Annotated in this window: 15 protein-coding genes and 1 other RNA gene; 7 read left to right on the top strand and 9 right to left on the bottom strand. The window is 55.3% G+C overall.

What is annotated here, in order from left to right; genetic code table 11:
* Positions 1-905 (bottom strand): thioredoxin-disulfide reductase (gene trxB / locus LAT75_RS06280; protein ID WP_291481783.1); only part of this gene is annotated, 905 nt, incomplete at its 3' end.
* Between the two features lie 318 nt (positions 906-1,223).
* Between trxB and LAT75_RS06275 the strand changes: the two genes are divergently transcribed.
* Together LAT75_RS06275 and LAT75_RS06270 are read left to right on the top strand one after the other, a co-directional pair.
* Positions 1,224-2,198 (top strand): YpdA family putative bacillithiol disulfide reductase, encoded by a 975-nt coding sequence (locus LAT75_RS06275; protein WP_291481782.1) that lies wholly within the window; start codon positions 1,224-1,226, stop codon positions 2,196-2,198.
* 270 nt (positions 2,199-2,468) lie between these two features.
* A complete protein-coding gene (locus LAT75_RS06270; protein ID WP_291481781.1) occupies positions 2,469-3,941 on the top strand; it encodes a DASS family sodium-coupled anion symporter in 1,473 nt (490 codons plus the stop codon).
* Between the two features lie 134 nt (positions 3,942-4,075).
* Here the strand turns inward: LAT75_RS06270 and LAT75_RS06265 are convergent, their stop codons facing one another.
* Positions 4,076-4,294 carry a hypothetical protein gene (locus LAT75_RS06265; RefSeq protein ID WP_291481780.1) on the bottom strand — a complete coding sequence of 73 codons (219 nt, stop codon included), beginning with the start codon at positions 4,292-4,294 and terminating at the stop codon, positions 4,076-4,078.
* Between the two features lie 1,454 nt (positions 4,295-5,748).
* On the opposite strand from LAT75_RS06265, the gene pruA reads away from it, so the two are divergent.
* Positions 5,749-7,374 carry an L-glutamate gamma-semialdehyde dehydrogenase gene (gene pruA / locus LAT75_RS06260; protein ID WP_291481779.1) on the top strand — a complete coding sequence of 542 codons (1,626 nt, stop codon included), beginning with the start codon at positions 5,749-5,751 and terminating at the stop codon, positions 7,372-7,374.
* Positions 7,375-7,593: 219 nt separating this feature from the next.
* On the opposite strand, the gene ffs is transcribed toward pruA, so the two are convergent.
* From ffs to LAT75_RS06240, 4 genes are all read right to left on the bottom strand, one after another.
* Positions 7,594-7,693, bottom strand: an RNA gene (gene ffs / locus LAT75_RS06255) — signal recognition particle sRNA small type.
* Positions 7,694-7,858: 165 nt separating this feature from the next.
* Entirely contained in the window at positions 7,859-9,094 is a 1,236-nt protein-coding gene (locus LAT75_RS06250; protein WP_291481778.1) for an MFS transporter, read from the bottom strand.
* A gap of 184 nt (positions 9,095-9,278) precedes the next feature.
* The gene (locus tag LAT75_RS06245) at positions 9,279-9,509 is read right to left on the bottom strand and encodes a ferredoxin (RefSeq protein WP_291481777.1); all 231 of its coding nucleotides are present in this window, start codon (positions 9,507-9,509) and stop codon (positions 9,279-9,281) included.
* Positions 9,510-9,748: 239 nt separating this feature from the next.
* Positions 9,749-10,984: a peptidase U32 family protein gene (locus tag LAT75_RS06240; RefSeq protein ID WP_291481776.1), complete on the bottom strand. Its 1,236-nt coding sequence runs from the start codon at positions 10,982-10,984 to the stop codon at positions 9,749-9,751.
* 221 nt (positions 10,985-11,205) lie between these two features.
* On the opposite strand from LAT75_RS06240, the gene LAT75_RS06235 reads away from it, so the two are divergent.
* The gene (locus LAT75_RS06235) at positions 11,206-13,035 is read left to right on the top strand and encodes a hypothetical protein (protein ID WP_291481775.1); all 1,830 of its coding nucleotides are present in this window, start codon (positions 11,206-11,208) and stop codon (positions 13,033-13,035) included.
* Positions 13,036-13,229: 194 nt separating this feature from the next.
* Positions 13,230-14,435 (top strand): ADP-forming succinate--CoA ligase subunit beta, encoded by a 1,206-nt coding sequence (gene sucC / locus LAT75_RS06230; RefSeq protein ID WP_291481774.1) that lies wholly within the window; start codon positions 13,230-13,232, stop codon positions 14,433-14,435.
* A gap of 673 nt (positions 14,436-15,108) precedes the next feature.
* On the opposite strand, the gene LAT75_RS06225 is transcribed toward sucC, so the two are convergent.
* The 3 genes from LAT75_RS06225 to LAT75_RS06215 form a co-directional block, all read right to left on the bottom strand.
* Complete coding sequence (locus LAT75_RS06225) at positions 15,109-17,907, bottom strand: T9SS type A sorting domain-containing protein (RefSeq protein ID WP_291481773.1); 2,799 nt, start codon at positions 17,905-17,907, stop codon at positions 15,109-15,111.
* Positions 17,908-18,229: 322 nt separating this feature from the next.
* Positions 18,230-19,345, bottom strand: coding sequence for a DNA polymerase IV (dinB, locus tag LAT75_RS06220; protein WP_291481772.1), 1,116 nt, complete (start codon positions 19,343-19,345; stop codon positions 18,230-18,232).
* 88 nt (positions 19,346-19,433) lie between these two features.
* Positions 19,434-20,348, bottom strand: a complete 915-nt coding sequence (locus tag LAT75_RS06215) for a DUF58 domain-containing protein (protein WP_291481771.1) — start codon at positions 20,346-20,348, stop codon at positions 19,434-19,436.
* Between the two features lie 249 nt (positions 20,349-20,597).
* Here LAT75_RS06215 and LAT75_RS06210 point away from each other — a divergent pair, with 249 nt between their 5' ends.
* Both LAT75_RS06210 and LAT75_RS06205 read left to right on the top strand, forming a co-directional pair.
* A complete protein-coding gene (locus tag LAT75_RS06210) occupies positions 20,598-21,494 on the top strand; it encodes an arginine deiminase-related protein (RefSeq protein WP_291481770.1) in 897 nt (298 codons plus the stop codon).
* A gap of 129 nt (positions 21,495-21,623) precedes the next feature.
* The gene (locus tag LAT75_RS06205; RefSeq protein WP_291481769.1) at positions 21,624-22,253 is read left to right on the top strand and encodes a hypothetical protein; all 630 of its coding nucleotides are present in this window, start codon (positions 21,624-21,626) and stop codon (positions 22,251-22,253) included.
* The last annotated feature ends 16 nt before the right edge of the window (positions 22,254-22,269 follow it).

Below are 22,269 nucleotides of genomic sequence, written 5' to 3'. Positions count from 1 at the left end.
GCCATGCAGCCGGTGCCGGCCGCGGTGATGGCCTGCCGGTAGATGGAGTCCTGCGCGTCGCCGCAGGCGAAGATGCCTTCGACCGTGGTTTTGGTGCTCTTGCCTTCGGTAATGATGTAGCCGGTTTCATCCATCTCGAGCACACCTTTGAAGAGGTCTGTGTTCGGCTTGTGGCCGATGGCGAGGAACACACCGGTTACGTCTTCGAGGGTAGTGCTTTCGCCGGTCAGGCGGTTTTTGATGCGTACGCCGTCAACGACCTGCTCGCCAAGTACTTCTTCGAGCTCGGAGTTCCACATCACTTCGATTTTGGGATGGTTGAGGGCGCGTTTCTGCATGTGCTTCGATGCGCGGAACTCATCGCGGCGGTGCACGATGGTCACCTTGCTCGCGTAGCGGGTCAGGAAGGTGGCCTCCTCCATGGCGGTGTCGCCGCCGCCGATTACGATCACGTGCTGATTGCGGAAAAAGGCGCCGTCGCAGGTGGCACAGGCGGTAACGCCGCGGCCGCGCATGCGCTGCTCGCTCTCGATGCCCAGCCATTTGGCCGAAGCGCCGGTCGAAACGATGATGCTCTCCGCGAAAAGCTCGTGCTCTTCATCCACGCGGAGTTTAAAAGGGCGCTGCTCAAAGTCGATATGATCAACCGTGCCGTAGCGTACATCCGCGCCGAAGCGGGCCGCCTGCTCTTTGAAGTCGTCCATCATTTTGGGGCCGGTAACGCCGGCCGGGTAGCCGGGGAAGTTCTCCACATCGGTGGTGGTGGTGAGCTGTCCGCCGGGCTCGGGACCTTCCAGCACCAGCGGTGCAAGGTCAGCGCGGGCGGCATAAAGGGCGGCGGTGAGGCCTGCAGGGCCGCTGCCCACGATCACAACTTTGAATGTTTTTCCTGCAATGTCTTCCATATTCGGTGATTTTCGTTTTGAAATTGAATGTTTTTATTTTGATTCCAATATATGCATATATAACTGAAAAGTAGAATACTTTGGTTACACAAGCGGCAAACCGGGAAGGGCTTTCCGGTACCGGACGGGCGCTGTGGCGGATTGAATGGGAGCTGAGCGGCAGGTGTTCCTTCCGATACGACACCTCACCTCAGACCTTTTTATATTGGTTAAACCGCTGCTTAAAGAAACTATACTAAAGGAAGAGGTTCCCGTTTTCTGAACAACTCAGACGCTCTTCCTCCTAAACTTTACTCATCCGGCTCATCAGCAAAATCTATGGTTATCATTATCGGAGCAGGCCCTATCGGACTCGCCTGCGGCATCGCACTAAAAAAGAAAGACATCCCCTTCCTCATTATTGAAAAAGGCTGCCTGGTTAATTCCGTTTTTCACTACCCCACGAACATGACCTTTTTCTCCACCTCTGAGCGGCTCGAGATCGGCGGGGTGCCCTTCATTTCGCACGGGGTGAAAGCTACGCGGCGCGAGGCGCTTGAATATTACCGGCGTGTGAAGGATGCCTATGAGCTGCCCGTTCATGTCTATGAAGAAGTGCAGGAAGTGAGCGGGCATGACGGCGCCTTTCGGGTTACGACCAACAAAGCCGTGTATCAGGCGGAGAAAATCATCATCTCAACCGGGTTTTACGGCATACCGCACAAAATGAATGTGCCGGGCGAGGACCTCCCCAAGGTGAAACACTACTACGACGAGCCGCACCCCTATGCCGGCCTCAAGGTGCTCGTTGTGGGCGGCGGCAACTCCGCGGTTGATGTGGCCCTGGAAACCTACCGCTGCGGCTCGACCGTGAGCATGGTGGTACGCGACCCGGAACTCAAGCCGGGCGTGAAATACTGGGTGAAGCCCGACATTATGAACCGCATCAAAGAGGGCGCCATCAAATGCTGGTTTAACAGCACGGTGAAGGAAATCCGGGAGGAGGAAGTCATCCTCAGCACCCCCGAAGGAGAAGTAAGGCTACCCAACGATTTTGTGCTCGCCATGACCGGCTACGAGCCGAGCTTCCGCTTTCTCGAAATGATGCAGCTTGGTTTTGAGGAAGATGAGCACCGCACGCCCGTTTACAACCCGCACACCATGGAAAGCTCCCGGAGCGGCGTGTACCTCGCGGGCGTAGTCTGCGGCGGGTACAACACAAGCAAGTGGTTTATCGAGAACTCCATCGTGCATGCCGATATCATCGCAGAGCACCTCAGCCGGATAAGCGAAAAAGCCGGGGTCAGGGCCTGAAATCATCACCCGAAAACATAACATGCATATCAGATTTTCAGGTATCTGAAAGCGCTTTTTTGTATCTTTAGAGACCGTTTCGGGGCTCAATCTGCATAGCAATAATTCTTCGCAGGTTCGCTCCGGACTTATTTTAATGATGTAAATCGGTACCGGGTTTCCTGCCGGTCCGGCAGAGCTCTTTTAAGCAGGGATTCTAAAAAAAGGGAGTAGCAAAAGCTGCGGACGGGCAACCAACCCGGGCTCACATTCAGCCGGAGGCAGCCTTTTATGAGCCCATCCCAAAGAGAAAAAATCAAAAACCTGAGCAACAAAATCGGGCTCTTTGCCGGCCCTGCCGTTTTTCTGATGATGTGGCTTGCCCCCGCCCCGGAGGCCCTGAGCACCGAGGCCTGGCGCGTGGCTGCGGTCGGCCTGTTCATGGCCATTTGGTGGGTAACCGAAGCCGTGCCCATCCCCGCAACGGCCCTGCTGCCGATTGTGCTGTTCCCGATTATGGAGGTAAGCACCATTGGTCAGGCAACCGCGCCCTTCGCCAACCCGCTCATCTATTTATTTATGGGCGGCTTCATCATCGCGCTCGCCCTTGAAAAAACCAACCTGCACCGCCGCATCGCCCTGCGGATTGTGCTTTTTGTAGGGGTGAAGCCTACCTCAGTGATCATCGGTTTCATGCTTGCGGCCGCTTTTCTGAGTATGTGGGTGAGCAACACCGCAACCGCCATGATGATGCTGCCCATCGCACTCTCGATCGTGCGGCTGGTGGAGCGCGGCAAGGACATCAACCGGGGGGAGCTGCAAACCAACTTTGGCATGGTGATGCTGCTGTGCCTGGCTTATGCGTGTAACATCGGCGGGATCGGCACCCTCATTGGTACCCCGCCCAACGCCCTCATGGCGGGCTACATGCTCGATACCTACGGCGTGGAAATCGGCTTCGCACAGTGGATGATGCTCGGCCTGCCGATTGTGATCGTTTCACTGCCTATCTTGTTTATCGTGCTCACAAAAGTGGTGTATCCCATCCGCATCACCGAAATCCCCGGCGGGAAAACCGTAATCCGCGACGAGCTCAAAAGTGCCGGCCCCATGAGCCGGGGCGAGAAAATGGTGGGCGTCGTTTTCCTCATGATTGCATCACTGTGGATTTTTCGTCCGCTGCTTGAGCCTTATATCCCCAATATTTCGGATACGGGCATCGCAATTTTCGGAGCCGTGCTGATGTTTCTGCTGCCGGTCAATTTCCGCAGCTTCGAGTTTGTGCTGCAGTGGGAAGACGCCAAGCGCCTGCCCTGGGAAGTGCTGATTCTCTTCGGCGGCGGTCTCAGCCTGGCGGCGGCCATCACCGATACCGGGCTGGCTGAATGGATCGGGCTTTCCATTTCGCACCTCGACTGGATTCCGATTTTTGCCCTGCTGCTGCTGTCGCTCACGGTCATCATTTTCCTCACGGAAATCACGAGCAACACGGCTACCGCAGCGGCCTTCCTGCCCATTCTGGCCTCGGTCGCCATCATGATGGGCTACGACCCGATGGTGCTCGCCGTGCCCGCGGCTATAGGCGCGAGCTGTGCCTTCATGCTGCCGGTCGCAACCCCGCCCAACGCCATCGTGTACGGCAGCGGACTCGTGAGCATTCCCCAAATGGCGCGGGCCGGCTTCGCCATCAACCTGATCATGGTGTTCGTAATTTCAATCGCCGTTTACCTTCTGCTCGGCTTTGTGTTCGGCATCGCCTTCTGACGTGACCTACACGCATGGTGATGGCACGCTGATGACGCGGATTAAGGCGGTTTTACGCGGATTTTTTTGCCGATACCTGCCGGCTCTCTCTGCCTTTGGGGATCTTCTCACATGAGGCTATGCCTCGTTCTGCATCAGGAGGCGGCAGGTTCTGATACTGACGAACCCTTCCGCAACCTGTATATTTGCCACATTAAGTTAGCAAGAACAGCAGCGGTTACGAGAAGCTGATAAAAGAGTATTCCGCCATCCATCGAAAAAAACCAAATAATCAACATTGCACCGGTTATCAGGCTCATATAAAACTGGGTTTTTCCGGATAATTTATTCTTTAGAATAGAAATGGTAATCATAATCAAGATGAATACCGTAAACACAATATATTCCATGATTATTTATTCAGGCTTTTAGATTAAAATTTTTGTGTCTGATAATCCTGGATTTTCAGGGCATAGCCCGGACCAGCTCACAGAATCACACATTGGAGTTACAGGACAGGTAATTCATGGTTTTTGTGTGTTGATTCCTTAAGCTTACCTGTCAATTTTAACATATTAAGCAATAGTTACAAACTATTTTATAAAAAATGCATGTCTTGTTTTAGTCATTCAAAACAAACCTTAAGTAAGCGGATTTGATTTTTGCCGGAATACGGCCGGGTACCGGCCCGCGCTGACGTTACATTTTGCACGCCCTGCGGGGTCTCCGACGGTCGCATCATGCCTGCGGCATTCCGGATATTGGGGGGAATGGGCGCGCTTTCTATAAACATCTAACCCCTCCGGGGTTGGAATTCACCTTCGGGCTTTGATGCACTGACAGAGGGCGGCTTCGGGGCGTTGAGAAGCTGCCGGGCGGTTTCTGCCTTTGGAGATCTCTCACATGAGGCTTTGAAAGGTTTCCAGACGGTGCTGCTTGCAGAAGCTTCGGGGAGCTCATCGCCATGTTCGGCTGTTCGAGATGACATGTTGAGCTGTTTTGTGAGTTTGGCTTGTGCCTTCGAGCCTTGTTACACCGGCAAAGGGCGGCTTCGGGGCGTTGAGGACCTGCCGGGCAGTTTCTGCCTTTGGGGATCTCTCACATGAGGCTTCGGATGGTTTCCCGGCTGCGCTGCTTGCAGAGTCCTCGGGGAGCTCACTGCCATGTTCCGCTGTTCGAGATGACATGTTTGGGATGTTTTGTGGTTTGGCGTATATCTTCGAGGTTTGATGCACCGGCAGAGGGCGGCTCGCGGGCGTTGGGAAGCTGCCGGGCGGCTTCGGGGCGTTGAGGACCTGCCGGGCAGTTTCTGCCTTTGGAGATCTCTCACATGATGCTTCGGTTGGTTTCCCGGCTGCGCTGCTTGCAGAAGCTTCGGGGAGCTCATCGCCATGTTCCGCTGTTCGAGATGACATTATTGGTTTTTTTGTGGGTTTGGGCTGACTGTTGAGGCTTTGACAGCTTCATTGCCATGCCCCGCTGTTCGAGATGACATGTTTTTGGGGTGTTTATTTGGGTGATGGTTTTGCTGCCCCGGTGCGGCGGGTACAAAAAAGCAGGGCGTATGCCGTTGGTTTGGGATTTATCCCAAGCACGAAAGACCGTGATGCGCACGGGGTTTCTCCCAAAAAATAAAAGAGCGGGAACGCGCAGAGCCTTAGGGTTGCCGGCCGGAGCCTTTTGCCGGCGGGTTTTGAAAGCCGGGCCTGAACAAGCATTAAATTTGAGGTTGCGGCCCTAAGCCGTATTTTGCCACCTAAGAAACAATTCCTGATTCGACACGGTCTCAACCCGCATTTAACTATTTAAAATTAATTTCTTACGCTTTATGTCAACAGCCTATTTTGAAGTCCCCAAACCGTACAATGAGCCCTATCTGAGCTATGCGCCGGGCACGCCCGAGCGCGATAAACTGAAGCAGGCCCTGGCTGAGCTTCGCTCGAAAGAGGTGGAAATCCCGGTCATTATCGGCGGCAAGCGGATTTACACCGGCCGCACGCAGGATGTGGTGATGCCGCACAACCACAAGCACAAGCTCGGTGTGGTGCACAAGGCCGGTCCGGAAGAGGTGAAGCTCGCCATCAAGAGCTGCCTTGAGGCGCGCGAAGCCTGGGCCAACATGCCGTGGGAGCACCGCGCAGCGATTCTGCTCAAAGCAGCCGATATCATTACCGGACCCGAGCGCTACCGGGCCAACGCGGCCACCATGCTGGGTCAGTCGAAAACCCCGCATCAGTCCGAAATTGAAGCGGTTGGCGAGCTGGCCGATTTCTTCCGTTTTAATGTGGAGTACCTCACGCGCATCATGGGCGATCAGCCGTCATCGCCGAAAGAAACCTGGAACCGGGTGGAGTACCGCGGCCTCGAAGGCTTCATGTTTGCGGTTACGCCCTTCAACTTCACTGCGATTGCGGGCAACCTGCCGACTTCGATGGCGCTTTGCGGCAACGCGGTAATCTGGAAACCGGCCACAAGCTCGGTTTACTCCAGCTATTTTGTGATGGAAGTGCTCGAGCGCGCCGGTATGCCTCCGGGTGTGATCAACTTCCTGCCCGGCGACGGCGCCGATGTGGGCGATGCTGTTTTCGCCGATCCGAACCTGTGCGGCCTGCAGTTCACCGGCTCAACCGGAACTTTCCAGCACATGTGGCGCACCATCGGCACCAACATCCATCAATACAAAACCTACCCGCGCATTGTGGGCGAAACCGGCGGCAAGGATTTCATTTTCATGCACCCGACCGCTGATGTACGCGAAGTTTCGATCGCGGCCCTGCGCGGTGCCTTCGAGTATCAGGGGCAGAAATGCTCGGCGGCCTCCCGCATGTACGTGCCCGCGAGCAAGTGGGACGCCCTGCGCGAAGACCTGCTCGCCGAAGTGGCGCAGATCAAAATGGGTGATGTGGAGGAGTTCGATACCTTTATGGGTGCCGTGATCGACAAAAAAGCTTTCGACAGCATCACCAAATACATCGATTTTGCGAAGGAAAGCAGCGAGGCCGAGATTATCGCCGGCGGCGGTTACGACGATTCGGTGGGCTACTTCATCGAGCCGACCATCATCCTGGCAAGCAACCCGCGGTTCAAAACCATGGAAGAAGAAATTTTCGGGCCGGTCCTCACCATTTATGTGTATGAGGATGACAAACTCGACGAAGCTCTCGAGCTCTGCGACACGACCTCGCCCTACGCCCTCACCGGGGCCATTTTCGCCAAGGACCGCTACGCACTTAGCATGATGGCCGACCGCCTGAAGAATGCAGCGGGTAATTTCTACATCAACGACAAGCCGACCGGTGCCATCGTAAATCAGCAGCCTTTCGGCGGCGGACGCGCATCGGGCACCAACGACAAGGCCGGCAGCATGCAGAACCTGCTGCGCTGGCTCTCGGCCCGCTCCATCAAAGAAAACCTGAACCCGCCAACGGACTGGCGCTACCCTTACATGGGTTAAGCTGGGTCAGGCTGCGAATTCGGGTTCAGGCCCGGAAACACATCCCCCCGAAACACAAAATACCCGGCACCGAAATGGTGACCGGGTATTTTTTTTGGAAAAAAAGCGGACTATGGATGATGGTGCAGGGTGATGCGCGCCGTGACCTGTCCCGGCATACGGGCATAAAAAAACCCCTGCGAGGCTATCACAGGGGTTCTTGACTACTATGAAAAAAGTTCGGGGTAAGCTAACCACATCGCACCGCTACGACCTCCTACCGTTGCTACCTTCCGGTCCTGGCGGAGTTCAGAGGGAGCTGGTCGTGCAGCACTTACCCCGAACACCAAATATACGCTTAAACCGACCGGATAGCAAGGAGGGATAGCGCGTGTTTCGGATTCGCGGGTTTGGTGTTTGAAGTTTAGAGCTGCGCACGCCCCTTAAGACAGTAAGGTTTAATTCTTGCTCCTTTATGCTGTATTTCAGGGAAGCACCAGTTTTTTCAAGGCTGAACCCCGGTTTTTGGTGCGGCATTGCGGTACTTCAGGGCAATCACGGCGGCGGAGAGCAGCAGCAGGGCGGCCGTTGCGAGCATGGCCGCCTCTATCGAGAAGCGGTCGGCTATGAGCCCGGCGAACAGCGCACCGAAGGCATAGCCGCTGTCGCGCCACAGCCGGAACACCCCCACACTTTCGGCGCGGTCAGCCGGGTGCACAAGATCCGCGATGGCGGCGAGGAAAACCGGGTACACCATGGCCGTGCCAATGCCGAGCAGGGCGGCGGTGAGCAGGTAGCCGCCATAACCGCCCGCATAGGTGAAGGCCAGCAGGCTCAGCCCCTGAACCATCATGCCGCCGGTGAGCATACCGCGGCGCCCGGTGTAGTCAGACAGTTTGCCGGTCGCCACCTGAAACAGGCCCCAACAGGCGGGGTACACGGCAATCACCAGCCCGGCCTGCGGCAGGCTGAGACCTGCCGCCAGCAGAAAAATCGGAAATATGCCCCAGGCCATGCCGTCTTTGAAGTTGGTGAGCAAACCGGCCTGCGAAACCGACATCAGGCTGCGATTGGCCCAGCTTACTTCCATAAACACGGGTTTTCGGGTTTGTTCGAGCGCGCTTTGGGCCGATTCCGTCTGAACAAAGCCGGCTGTGTCTTTCACAAAGAAAATGGTGAGCAGCAGCCCGAGCACCGACAGGCCGATGCCCAGCAGAAACGGGTAGGGGCGCAGGCCAAATTCGGCGGCTATCCAGCCGGTAAGGAAAGCCACAACGGCCACGGCCAGGTAGCCGGCAAATTCGTTGAGGCCCATGGCCAGACCGCGGTCTTTTTCGCCGGCCAAATCTATTTTCATGATCACGTTGGCTGACCAGGCCAGGCCCTGATTGATGCCCAGCAGCACGTTGGCGGCGATAATCCAGTTCCAGTCGGGGGCGAACATCAGCACGAAGGGCACGGGGATACCGAACAGCCAGCCGGCAATCAGCATGTTTTTGCGGCCGTAGCGGGCCGAGAAGCGTCCGGCTGCGTAGTTGGCCGCTGCCTTGGTGAAGCCAAAAACGATGATGAAGGAAAAGATGGCGGTACGGGCCGCAATACCGAACTCTGTTTCGGCCAGCTCCGGCAGGATGGTGCGCTCGAGCCCGACCATGCCCCCGACAAAAGCGTTGATGAGCACCAGCAGTGAAAACTGCGGCCAGTTTTGTTTGAGTCCGGTTTGGTAGTGCGGTTTGTTCAAGGCGAATCGGTTGATTTTCGAAAACGAGCTTTATGGTAAGCCTTTTCGCTTTTATGCACAAAGCCGGATGCGGCTAACGGAGTTTTTTACCGGGGATGGTCGGGCTTCATCGTGCATCTATATAAATTCGGGGAGATACGTCACCTCCCCCCGGCTGCCCGAACAGCTATGCCGGTTTCGGCCTTCAGCCTTCGATGCGGATGATGCCCGCCGGGCAGTTCCGGGCGGCCTGCTCGTTGGCTTCGCGCTCGTCTTCGCCCACGCGGGCGATGAAGAGCTGTCCGCCGCGCCGGGCTTCGCCCTCAACGAGGGTGCAGCGGCCGTCTTTATGGGAAACCCGCCAGCGGTTCGGGGCCGCCTCTACGCAGGCATTGCAGCCGATGCATTTGTTGCGCTGAAAAAAGATGCGGATCACGGAAAACTGAGTCGGACTTAGGTTTTGGGGATGCTTTTGGAGGATGGAAGCGTGCAGTGTTTTTTTACAGAAATGACTTCGGGGATCACCAAAACCCAAAAAGCAAGGCGTTTTCCGCAGGCTTGTGAGTTTTGAACTGGCAGGAAAGACCGTGATGTGCACGGAGTTTCCCCCAAATAAAAAAAGCGGAACAAACCGTGAAGCCGGGTTCAGGGCTGCCTATTGTGCGCCATCGTTTCTTACGCGGGCTGCAGCTTGTAGAGTTTGTCGCTCGCGCGGATTTTTTCGGGGATGGCGATGGAGAAATGGCTGCCTTTTTTTACTTCCGTTACGGGCTGATCGGCCTCGCGCAGTTCGGTTACGGTGTGCCGCACAACGCCGGTACCGGGGCCGGTTACGAGAATAGTGTCGCCGAGCTGCAGGCTTCCGGTCTCGAGCTGAAACTCGCCTGCACCGGCCTGTTCGTAGTATTTGATGCCCCGCCCGAGAAATATTTTGCGCTCCGTTGCCTGCGAGCCGTAGGTATCGCTCCACTCGCCCGTTTTGCGGCCGAGGTAGTAGCCATCCCAGAAACCGCGGTTGAAGACGGTCGAAAGCCGGGCCTTCCAGCCGGCGACCTTCTCCGGGCTGAAGCTGCCGTCGGCCACTGCTTCAGCGGCTTCGCGGTAGCAGCGCACCGTAGTATCTACATAATCGGCGGAGCGGCCGCGGCCCTCAATTTTGAGGATGCGCACCCCGGCGTCAATCACTTTATCGAGGAAATCGATGGTGCACAAATCTTTGGCGCTCATGATGTACTCGTTGTCGATTTCGAGCTCGTAGCCGTCTTCCTTATCGGTTACGATGTACTGATGCCGGCAGTTTTGGATGCAGGCCCCGCGGTTGGCCGAGGAGTTGTGCGAGTGCAGGCTGAGGTAGCATTTGCCCGACACCGCCATGCAGAGCGCGCCGTGCGCAAAAACTTCGATGCGCACCAGCCTGCCGGAGGGACCGGTGATCTGCTGCCGTTCGATTTCCCGGGTGATGTGCTTCACCTGACTGAGGCTGAGCTCGCGCGAGAGCACCATTACGTCGGCAAAGGCGGCGTAGAACGCGACCGTTTCGATATTGGTGACGTTCGCCTGCGTGGAAATATGCACCGGCAGCCCGGCCTGCTTCGCGTAGGCCATGGCGGCATGGTCGGAGGCAATCACCGCGGTGATGCCGCTTGCTTTGGCCGTATCAATGATGCGGCGCATCAGGCGCAGGTCGTGATCGTAGAGGATGGTATTGAGCGTGAGGTAGGTCTTAACCCCCGCCGCCCCACAGCGGGCCGCAATATCGGAAAGGTCTTCGAGGGTGAAGTTGGTGGATGAGCGCGCCCGCATGTTCAGCTGCTCGATACCGAAATAGACGGAATGAGCACCTGCATTGAGCGCGGCGGTAAGCGACTCAGGAGAGCCGACCGGCGCCATAATTTCTACCGGCTGAAGCATAATAAAATCAGATAATTACGAAAGAATGTTACAAAAATGTACCGCAGCGGCCTTACAACCGCTTTTTTGGGATTCGAAAATTAACAAAACTTGATTTTTAAATCTAATATTAAAATTATAATTTTAAAATCAGGTGCTTTATGTCTTTAGCCCGTCTGAACTGAACCCGGCTGAAGCACACCTGCTAATCAAACGCCTCTAATTTTATAGATATCAACATCATGCAAGCAAATTTGCACCAGTTTCATATTCCCGTAATGGGCATCGGCTTTACCATCGACAGCCCGATACGGGTTGCTCACCTCGGTATCAGCTCGGTTGTATCCATTGTGGATGATCTCCTGCTGGAGAAGGTGCGCAAGCATTACAGCACCCTCTATCAGCTCCCTTACCAGAATATCGGCCGCACCGCTGCCGACGGCCGCAGCCGACGGGTACGGGCTTTTCTTGAGATGATGCATACCATTGTTCAGAACAGATTTGAGGCCGTTAAGCAGCAGCGTTTGTTCACCGATTCTGAGAAAGACCGTTACTTCGAACTGCTCCCGAATGAGCATCCGCTGCGCAAAGCCTATAAGGACCTCTATTTTATGAGCGACAGCACTACGCGCGGGCTGCTTGAAGAAGAGCTCACCGCACGCATGGTGCCGGGCGAAATTCAGGTCAACATTATGTCGAAGGTTGATGTGCTGCGCAACGGCGAAGACGGCCTTCCCCTGCCATCTGATTACAGCGATGCGAGCACCGCACTCCGCGGATTTGCCGAAAGTCCGGTTGAGGGCTCCGTAATTTTGTCAGCGGGTTTCAACCCGCGGCTGTACGGCTACCTGCCGGCCTTCAGCGGCTTTTACCGTACAAGTGCCGCGCGGCCCAAAAAGCGCGTGATCCTGAAAGTGAGCGATTTCCGCTCCGCCCTTATTCAGGGCAAGTTTCTGGCCAAGAAAGGCATCGAAGTAGCCGAGTTCCGGATTGAATCGGGCATCAACTGCGGGGGGCACGCCTTTGCCTCGGAGGGCATCCTGCTGCCGACCGTGCTCGAAGAGTTTGCCGAAAAGAAGGGGGAGCTGGCACAGACCTTCCTCCCGATGATTGAAGCCTATTATGCCGAAAATAACATGGCGTGGCCGGAGCTTACCGAAGCCGACCTCACCCCGGCCATTACGGTACAGGGCGGCATCGGCACCAATGGCGAAATGCGCCGCCTGCTCGAACATTACGGCGTTGACGGCACCGGCTGGGGCAGCCCTTTCCTGCTTGTTCCCGAAGCTACCTGCGTGGATGCCGAAACCATGACCCTGCTGAGCGATGCCGTTGAAGAAGATTTTTACCTCAGCAACGTTTCCCCGCTTGGCGTGCCGTTCAACAACGTGCGCAATACCGGCTCAAGCCGCTACAACCGCGAACAGATCGAAAAAGGCAAGCCCGGCTCCAAGTGCCCGAAAGGGTTCCTGGCCTACAACACGGAATTCACCGAAAACCCGATCTGCACGGCATCGGCACAGTATCAACTGCTCAAGATTCAGTCCATCAAGGAGCAGCAGGCCGATGAAACTGCGAAAAAAGCGCTCATCGATCGGGTGCTCGATAAAGACTGCCTGTGCAACAACCTGGGCTTCTCAGCGCTCATCCGCCTTGGCATTGTGCCGGAAACACACGGACGGCAGTCGGTGTGCCCGGGTCCGAACCTGGCTTATTTCAAGCGCACCTACAGCCTCGATGAAATGGTCGATCACATTTATGGCCGCAGCGGTCAGCACGACAACAGCATCGTAGCGGCTGACCGGCCGCACATGTTTGCAAAAGAGATCACGCAGTACGTCGATTACCTCGGCCGCATGCTCGCCCTCACCGGCGACGACAAAGCCGGTTATCGTAAACTGCTGAAAATGAAAGCCAATCTCGAAAAAGGTATGGACAGCTGCTACCTGCTCTCACAGCAGAAGCCTTATGAGGGTGAAAACCTCGATTCGCTGGCCGAAACGGTTTACGAACAACGCCGCAGACTCGACCGCATGTTTGAGCCCGCCGGTACCGCAGCTGAGGCCTCCTGAGCCTCCCCCCTGCAACGTTCCCCTTATTGAGGCGGCGTGCATCCCTGTGATGTGCGCCGCCTTTTTGGTTCAGGCCTGCTGCCTGCAAACAAGCTCACATTTTTGATATGTGAAGTGCGTATAAAGTTTTATTTTAGCCCCACGATAGTATTACACAACAGAGATTCCCTACCAACCTATAGTATTATTTTGTTATGAACATTCATGAGTATCAGGCCAAGGAAATCCTCACACAGTACGGGGTTGCAGTACCGGCCGGCATTCCTGCTTTTTCTGTTGAGGAAGCGGTTTCAGCTGCGGAAGAGCTGAAAGCCAAAGGGGCCACATTATTTGTATTGAAGGCACAGATTCACGCAGGCGGCCGCGGCAAAGGCCGTACCGTAAAAAGCGGCGTAAGAGGCGTGATGCTCTGCAAAACCGTCGAAGAAGTTAAAAAAGGAGCCGAAGACCTGCTCGGCGATACCCTGGTTACCATTCAGACCGGCGATGCGGGCAAGCAGGTGCAGCGCCTGTATGTTACCGACGGTGTTGATATCGCGCATGAGTTCTATCTCGGTATCACCCTCGACCGCGCCAAGGGGCAAAACGTGATTATGGTTTCCACCGAGGGCGGTGTCGAAATCGAAAAAGTAGCCGAAGAAACCCCCGAGCTTATCGTGAAAGAATGGGTTGAGCCGGGCCACACGCTGTACCCGAATCAGGCGCGCCGCCTTGCGTTCGCCCTGGGCCTCGAAGGCGATGCCTTCAAAAAGGGCGTAAAATTTATCATGTCGCTGTATCAGGCATTCGAAGCCACTGACGCCTCTATCTTCGAAATCAACCCGCTGGTGCTTACGCCCGACAACGACGTGATTGCCCTCGATGCCAAAATCAATTTCGACAGCAACGCGCTGTACCGCCACAAAGATTTGCTCGAACTCCGCGACCTCTCCGAAGAAGACGCCTCCGAAGTGGAAGCCGGCAAGTTTAACCTCAACTACATCAAGCTCGACGGCAATGTGGGCTGCATGGTAAACGGCGCCGGTCTGGCGATGGCTACCATGGATATCATCAAGCTGGCGGGCGGCGACCCGGCCAACTTCCTGGATGTGGGCGGTACCGCCAATGTGGAAACCGTGAAAAACGGCTTCAAGATTATCCTCGAAGACCCGAACGTGAAAGTGATTCTGATCAACATCTTCGGCGGTATCGTGCGCTGCGACCGCGTAGCCAACGGCGTACTCGAAGCCGTGAAAGACCCCGAAATTGCCGCCAAAGTGGCCAACGTGCCCATTATCGTGCGCCTGCAGGGCACCAACGCCGAAGAAGCCAAGGAAATCATCGACAACAGCGACCTCAACGTCGTATCTGCCGTGCTGCTGAAAGAAGCCGCCGCCGAAGTTACCAAGGCCCTGGCGTAAAAACCGCCCCGAATATTCGGTAACCACCCTGTTCCCAAAAACCCGGCTTGCTCAATGGCAGGCCGGGTTTCTTATTTTTGGGGGAAAACGCCTTGCGCATCACGGTCTTTCGTGCTGGTGCTATAATCCCAAACCTGCGGCAAATCCCGATGTTTGATGGCACGCGGATAACTCTGATCGGGCCGGATTTGCGCGGATTTTTTTTATCTCTCGCAGAGGCGCAGAGGTGCAAAGGGAGGGGAGTGTGCCGAAGCCGGTGTGGTGGGGAAAGTTTCGAAGCATCATGTGTGGGGGGTCTCCTTCGCCTGAATACGCCCGGCTGTTGGCACGCGGATGACCCGGATCGGAGCGGATTAGCGCAGATTTTTTATCTCTCGCAGAGACGCAGAGGTGCAAAGGGTGGGGATGGATCCCGCTGCCCCTAAAAACCACGGGGACCAGCCGTAGGTTTGGGATCGTTCACTGCCACGAAAGACCTTGATGCGCACGGCGTTTCCCCTAAAAATAACCGCGTGAGACCACCCCGAAACCCGGTGTTCCGCGTGCCGTGCCTGCATCAGTCCATAAAAAAACCCCTTCTCCGCTTTTTAGGGCAGAAAAGGGGCTTTAGTCAATCATCCCTCAATCAATCAACCAATCAAACAGAATTTCGGGTTGGGGAGAATTGGGCGGTTTAGCGCACCAGCATCATTTTGCGGGTGAGGTTTACCGAGCCGCTCTGGAGGCGGTAGAGGTACAGGCCGCTGGCAAGTGCGCCGGCATCGAAGGAAACGGTGTGGGTTCCTGCGGCTACGGTTTCGTTAACCAGGGTTGCGACCCGCTGACCCATCAGGTTGTACACATCTATGCGTACCTGCTCGCTTACCGGCATGGTAAACTGAATGAGCGTTGTGGGGTTGAACGGGTTGGGGTAGTTCTGGCCGAGGCTCACCTGTACGGGGGCATCAGCGAACTCAGGGTTGATGCTTGTAGTGCCTACCCAGCCGATGTTATCGGCGTACCAGGTGAAGTCTTCGCTGCCGTCGCCGATATCGCCGAGGTCGAAAATGAGTACAATACGGTCGTAGCTGTGTGCCTGATTCGCGCCGCTGAGGTTGTAGGTCATTTCAACCCACTCGCCTGCTACCGGTATGGTCTGATCTGCTTCGAAGAACTGACCGGCATCCGCAGCGTTTTCAATTTTGAAGAGGAGGCGGGTGTTGGCGCGCGGGGCCCAAACCTGGATGGACATTGGCTCATCTCCGATTTCAAGCGGTTCGTTGAGGAAGAAGCTCGTTCCGGCCCAGGGTGCGCCCTCGCCTTTCACAATTTTGGCTACGTTGCCGCTTGTGTTAATTCCGCTTGGGTCGGGGTTGGCAACCACGCTGCCTGCACCGCCGTCGAAATCCACAAAGATGGTGCTCCAGTCGAGGTCCTGCTCGAACGTAACGGGCAGGCTCAGGTTTGTGGGGGGCTCAACGATGGGGCCGTCGCCGAAGGCGAAGTCATCCCAGTAGAATACGAGGCCTGTACCTTCGCTGCCAAAGTTGAAGAAAACTGAAGCTTTGGTGTAGTTCTTCTCGAAGTTGATGAACTCGGTACCCGGCGCCTGATTGGCAAAATCGAAGGTGAGGGTTTGCCATTCGCCGGCAACGGTTACGGTGGCTTCGGTTTCAACACTCACGGTTACGTCGGTGTGGTCTTCCACTTTTACGCGTACGGGAATGTTAGCAACCGGCGACCATACACGGAGGGTCATGGTGGTGTTGCCCGGAGTGAACGGAATCCGTTCTGAGAAGCCGGAGGCGTCGGCTACGGTTGTGCCGGCCCAGGTTGCTGCGCCTGTTGTTTTCAGACTCTCAACAACGCGGTTGTTCGCATCAGTAGGGTCTGTTACAATGGCTGATTCGTTTCCGCCGAAATCCACGATTTCATAATCGAGCTCAGGATCTTCGAAGGTAATCGGAAGTTCGATGTCGGATGCCGGTGGGGGATCGGTACCGTTGTCTTCGCCGGTAAAGGTGACGTCATCCCAGTAGTAGGTAAGCGCGCCTGTTTCAGCACCCGGGGTTCCGAAGTTGAAAAACATCGAAGCCATGGTGTGGTTGTTGTTGAAGTTGATGGCGGGCGTGCCGGGTGCGGGTTGCGCAAAGTCAAACTCGAGGGTTTGCCATACGCCGGCTTCGGTTACCATTGCTTCGGTTTCAACGGCCAGGGCGCCGTTGGTGTGGTCTTCCACTTTCATGCGAACGGGTATGTTCGCGATAGGCGACCATACGCGTACGCTCATGGTGGTGTTGCCCGGGCTGAACGGGATCGGATTTTCGAAGCCGTCGTTACGGGCTACGGTTGTACCGGCCCAAAGCTCGGCATTTGCACCTTTGGTTGACTCCACAACGCGGTTGCCGGCATCGGTAGGGTCAGTAACGATTTGTGACGCATTTCCGCCAAAGTCGTCAAGCTGATAATCGAGGTCAGGGTCTTCAAAGGTAACGGGAAGCGTGATGCCTGAGCCCGGAGGAGGATCTACACCACCACCGCCTGTGAACACGATGTCGTCCCAGTAATAGGTCAGGTCTGTGCCTTCTGTTCCAAAATTGAAGAACACATTAATTTTGGTGTACGAGCTGTTGAAGTTGATGAATTCGGTACCCGGCGCCTGATTTGCAAAATTAAAGGTAAGGGTCTGCCAAACTCCGGCTTCGGTAACGGTCGCTTCGGTTTCCACGCTTACGGTTACGTTGGTGTGGTCTTCCACTTTCATACGAACGGGGATGTTAGCGACGGGCGACCAAACACGCATCGTTAAAATGGTATTCCCTTCGCTGAACGGGATCGGGCCTGACATGCCGGTCTCGTTGGCTACAGTTGTACCGGCCCAGGTAGCAGCGCCCTGGGTTTTAACGGACTCAACCACCAGGTTTGAGGCATCGGTAGGGTCTGCTACAATCTGGGATTCTTTGCCGCCAAAATCTACAAGCTGATAATCGAGGTCCGGATCGTTAAATGTAATCGGGAAGTTGATGCCGTCAGCAGGGGCTTCAACTTCACAGTCACCAATATTATGATCAATAATGGTAGAAGTTACCAGGCCGCCTGCGAAGGCAAATTTTACGGCTACCCGGAAAAGGTTACCGGAAGACTGACCCGCGAACGAACGCTGAAAACGCTGATCGCCCATGGGGTCCATCTGAACTTCATTGAAATTCGGATTGTAGGTTTGTGCAAAGGCTACGAGGCCGTCTTTGGGGTCGAGCAGCTGCACTTCAAGGCGTACAACATTACCGGTTGAGGTAAACTGATAGGTAAATCCCTGGTTGAAGGTACCTTCAGCGGCCTGAGTCCAGGTGCCTGTGCAAACTTCGGGGAGAGGGTCGCTATTGAGCGCTGCCCCACTTGTGTTCATGCTTGCAGATAAGCTCGTCTGCGCGGTAGCAAGCTGTGCCATGGCCAGCAAAGAAACCGTTAAAATGGCTCTGAAAATGTATGTCATATTGATTTGGTTTTTTATGAAGGATAACATATTCAGAATAGCGCTTTTCTGGAGGTACTGCAATTTATTTCCATCAGATTGCAAAATAAGCCGCTGTATATAACTTGTATAGATGTATTAATATCAGGTTTCTATCCCGCAATATACAGCAATGCCTCAAAACACAACCCCAACATTATATTTTATACATTCCTGCATTAGCAGGCTTTTTGTGCAAATATTTTTCACAACGATTTTCGTTCTTCATATACACTACGTTCAGGCGGATTTGTGTGTGAAATCACAACCTTTGAACAAGGTCAGACGGCGTTCAGACGGCAGTTCAGCCAAATAAATCCAGCTGTATTCCGGTAAAAGATTCACGCCTGTCATCATCTTCGTCATCTTCACCGGTGAGGTTTAGGTTGGAAACAGAGATCCCGAGCAGGCGCACTGCCCTGATACCTGCCCTTGTTTCTTCCAAAAGGCCGAGTACCGTTTCCGTGAGCACATCCGGGCGGTCGGTCAGGGTATCGAGGGTACGGGAACGGGTAACAGACTCGAAATTTTCATAGCGCACTTTCAGGGTGATGGTGCGCCCCAGCGCACCGGCGCGCTTCATGCGATCACTCACTTTTTGAGCGATGGCTTCGAGCTTTTCGGTCATTTCGGGCAGGGTCTGCAAATCTTCGGAGAAGGTATTTTCCGCCCCGACCGATTTCCGGATACGGTTGGGCTTCACCAGGCGGTTATCGATGCCGCGCACGATGTTGTAGTAAAAATGCCCGGCCTTGCCGAAATGCCGCAGCAGTTCCGGCTCAGAGAGCTTTTTGAGGTCGGCTCCGGTAAACAGATGCATGCCGTGCATTTTGGCCTCGGTTGCCTTGCCGATGCCGTGAAACTTCCCCACCGGAAGCTGCTCAAGGAAGGGGATCATTTTTTCGGGGGTGATGACCGCGAGGCCGTCCGGCTTGTTGAGGTCGCTGGCAATTTTGGCCACAAATTTGTTCACCGCTACCCCGGCCGAGGCCGTGAGCCCGGTCTTTTCCTTTATTTCCTGCCTGATGAGCTGGGCCACTTTTCGTGCAGAGGCAATGCCACGCTTGTTTTCGGTGATATCGAGGTAGGCTTCATCGAGGGAGAGCGGCTCCACCAGATCGGTGAAGCTGAAAAAGATTTCGCGGATCTGCTCCGAAATTTCTTTGTAGCGCTCAAAGCGGGATTTCACAAAAATGGCTTGCGGGCACAGTTTTGCTGCTTTCCATGCGGGCATGGCCGACCGGATGCCGTACCGGCGGGCTTCGTAGCTTGCAGCGGCCACCACGCCGCGGCCTTCCGGCGAGCCGCCCACCACCACGGGTTTGCCGCGCAGCTCCGGGGCATCAAGCTGCTCTACCGAAGCAAAGAAGGCATCCATATCAATATGGACGATTTTGCGCAGAGGTATGGAAGGCTCCAAAATAACGAGGGTCGATTGCGGGTTCAGCCGGAAAACGGGGTCAGGTTTGGGATGCCATCCCCCGAAACAGAAAAAGAGCAGCGGGGACCTACCCCAGGCGTTTGCGCTTGTTGAGGTAGGCGAGCAGGGCGAGATCGAAGGAGGCGCCGGTATCTACCTCCTCATAATCGATATGGGCTTCGCTGCACGCCATTTTGAAAGAGTAGGCGTATTTGTCGATCTCTTCTTTGTAGGCGGAGCGGATTTCCGAAGGCGTGAGGTCCATTTCATCGCCGGTTTCGAGGTCCTGAAAGAGGTAGCGTCCGTCGGGGAAGTCGAGGTCACGCTCGCTGCGTTTTTCGAGCATGTGGAACAGCACCACTTCGTGCTTGCGGTGCCGCAGATGCTTGAGCGCGTTGAGCAGCTGCTCATGGCCTTCCATATTTTCGAACAGGTCGCTGATGATGATTACCAGACTCCGGCGGTGCAGGCGCTCGGCTATTTCGTGCAGCACCTCTGCGGAGGCGGTCCGGCGGTTCAGCCCGGCCGAGGGCTCCCTTTTGGTGAATTCTTCCAGGCGGGTGAGCAGGAAGCGCAGGTGTGAAGCCGAGGCTTTGGCCGGCAGCATCTCCCCGAGATCCTGATCGAAGGTAACCAGGCCGCAGGCATCACGTTGTTTGTGCATCATATAAAAAAGCGAAGCCGCGAGATGGGCGCCGTAGCCGAGCTTGGTCCACTGCCCGTGGTAGCGGAACAGCATGGAGCTGCTCACATCGAGCACCACATGGCAGCGCAGGTTGGTTTCCTCCTCATACTGCTTGATGAAGTAGCGCTCTGATTTGCCGAAGACCTTCCAGTCGATATGCCGGATTTCGTCGCCCCGGTTGTAGGGCCGGTGTTCGGCAAATTCCACGCTGAAACCATAATAAGGGCTTTTATGGAGGCCGGTGAGGAAGCCCTCCACAATTTGCCGGGCGCGGAGTTCGAAGGGGCTTATTTGGCTGAGCAGCTGAGGTGTTAACATGAAAAGCAGGGAATTAAGTTGGATGAAGAAACAGGCTTCAGGCGGCTTGCTGCGCGGGTTTCACAGTATAAAATACGTATCTTTTGAGGTTTTGGGCAGTGCTGCAAAAAGGCAGCCGCCCGGGCCGCATAATACCAATTGATTCGTCGGGAAATGAGCTGTGTTTTGGAACTATTGAAACGCATTTGCGGGCAATAACGCTCATTATCCCAAAGCCTGCACTTAAACGCTCATCATAATTTCAAAAACATGTCAAACGTCATTACAAGCGCATCACAGCTTAAGTTTAAACTTTCAGATCTGCCGGATCTCCCCGCTCCCGGCCGTGTACTGATGGTTCGCCCCGACCACTTTTCGATTGATTACGTGATTAACCCCCACATGGAAGGCTTCGTGGGCAAGGTAAATAAAGCAAAAGCCCTGCAGCAGTGGGAGCAGGTTCGTAATGCCTTCGCCCAAACCGGCCTGGAAGTCGTGGAAATGGAAGGCAAGCCCGGCCTGCCCGATATGGTGTTCAGCGCCAACCAAAGCCTGCCCTACTGCAAGCCCGACGGCACCAATGAGGTAATTATGAGCATAATGAACTCCCCGTACCGGCAGCCGGAGGTACCGCACTTTGCGGACTGGTACGACGAGCAGGGCTACACCCGCCACCACCTCGACGGCGAAATTCTGCCGATTTTTGAAGGGATGGGCGACGGCATCTGGCACCCCGGCCGCCGGCTGCTGTGGGGTGGCTACGGTTTCCGTACTTCTAAGGATGCCTACGATTTTATTTCCGAAACTTTTGAAGTGCCGGTTGTCGCACTGGCCCTGCACAAGCCGCAGTTCTACCACCTCGACACCTGCTTCTGCGTGCTGAATGAAGACAGCGTGCTCATTTACCCCAAGGCTTTTGAGCCGGAAGGCTTAAAACTGATCCGCAGTCTTTTCACGAACGTGATTGAAGCGCCTGAAGAAGAAGCGCTTCAGCAGTTTGCCTGTAACGCTACATGCCCCGACGGCAAGCACGTGATTATCCAGAGCGGCGCGAAACAAACCACCAGAGCGCTGAAGGATGCCGGGTTTGAAATCATCGAAGTGGAAACCGGTGAGTTTCTCAAGTCAGGCGGCAGCGTTTTTTGCATGAAACTGCTGCTGTGGTAGGCTAAGCCTCAAACAAGATTTAAATGTGGCCCCGGCAGCTTCATTCACGCCCGGAAGTGAATGTATGCCGGGGCTTTCTTGTTTAAACATCATCTGTTATTTTGCCATCATATTATCACTTCTTCATTATTGAAAAACATGAACTTCCGCGCCTTTATTTTGGTACTTACCCTGCTTTCGGCCACGCTGATTCTGAATGCCTGCTCAGACAACCGGCCCGGTGAGCCCCCTACCTCAGATGTTCAGCAGTTTTTGGGAGAAGGTTTTGCGTTTAAATATCCGACCAGCGGCCGGCTTGACCTTCAGGGGCAGAGCGCCGATTTCAGACGCAGGCTCAGCATCACCGGCCCTGATGTGCGGCTTTATATGCCTCAAACCGGTGGGGAAATCAGCCTGCCTGCCTTCGCATTTGAAGTAACGGTTTTTGACAACCCGGGCCGGCTCGACGGTCGCGCATTTGCGCGGGAGCGTATTCTCAGCGGCTGGCGTAAGGCACGGGATGCGGGCGAGCCTGCCGGCTTCTGGCCCGTTGATCCTGCCACGAATGAGGTTGACTCCCGTAACATCCGCATACACGGCAGAGAAGCTCTGGAAGTGGCTCATTTCGCCGGCGATGCGATGCTGGTTTGCCGTTATACTGCATCAGGTGCTGTGGCGCTTTCTGTTTGCTACCGCGATATGCCGCCCGAAAACAATCCTTTCACCGAAAGCTGGCGGGCGGTGTGGCTTCAGGCTTCCGATTCAATCCGGCTCAACTAAGTGCCAGCCACAAGCC

This window comes from Cyclonatronum sp. (genome assembly GCF_022565315.1).
GTDB lineage: Bacteria > Bacteroidota > Rhodothermia > Balneolales > Cyclonatronaceae > Cyclonatronum.
This window is presented reverse-complemented; position numbering and strand designations above follow the sequence as displayed.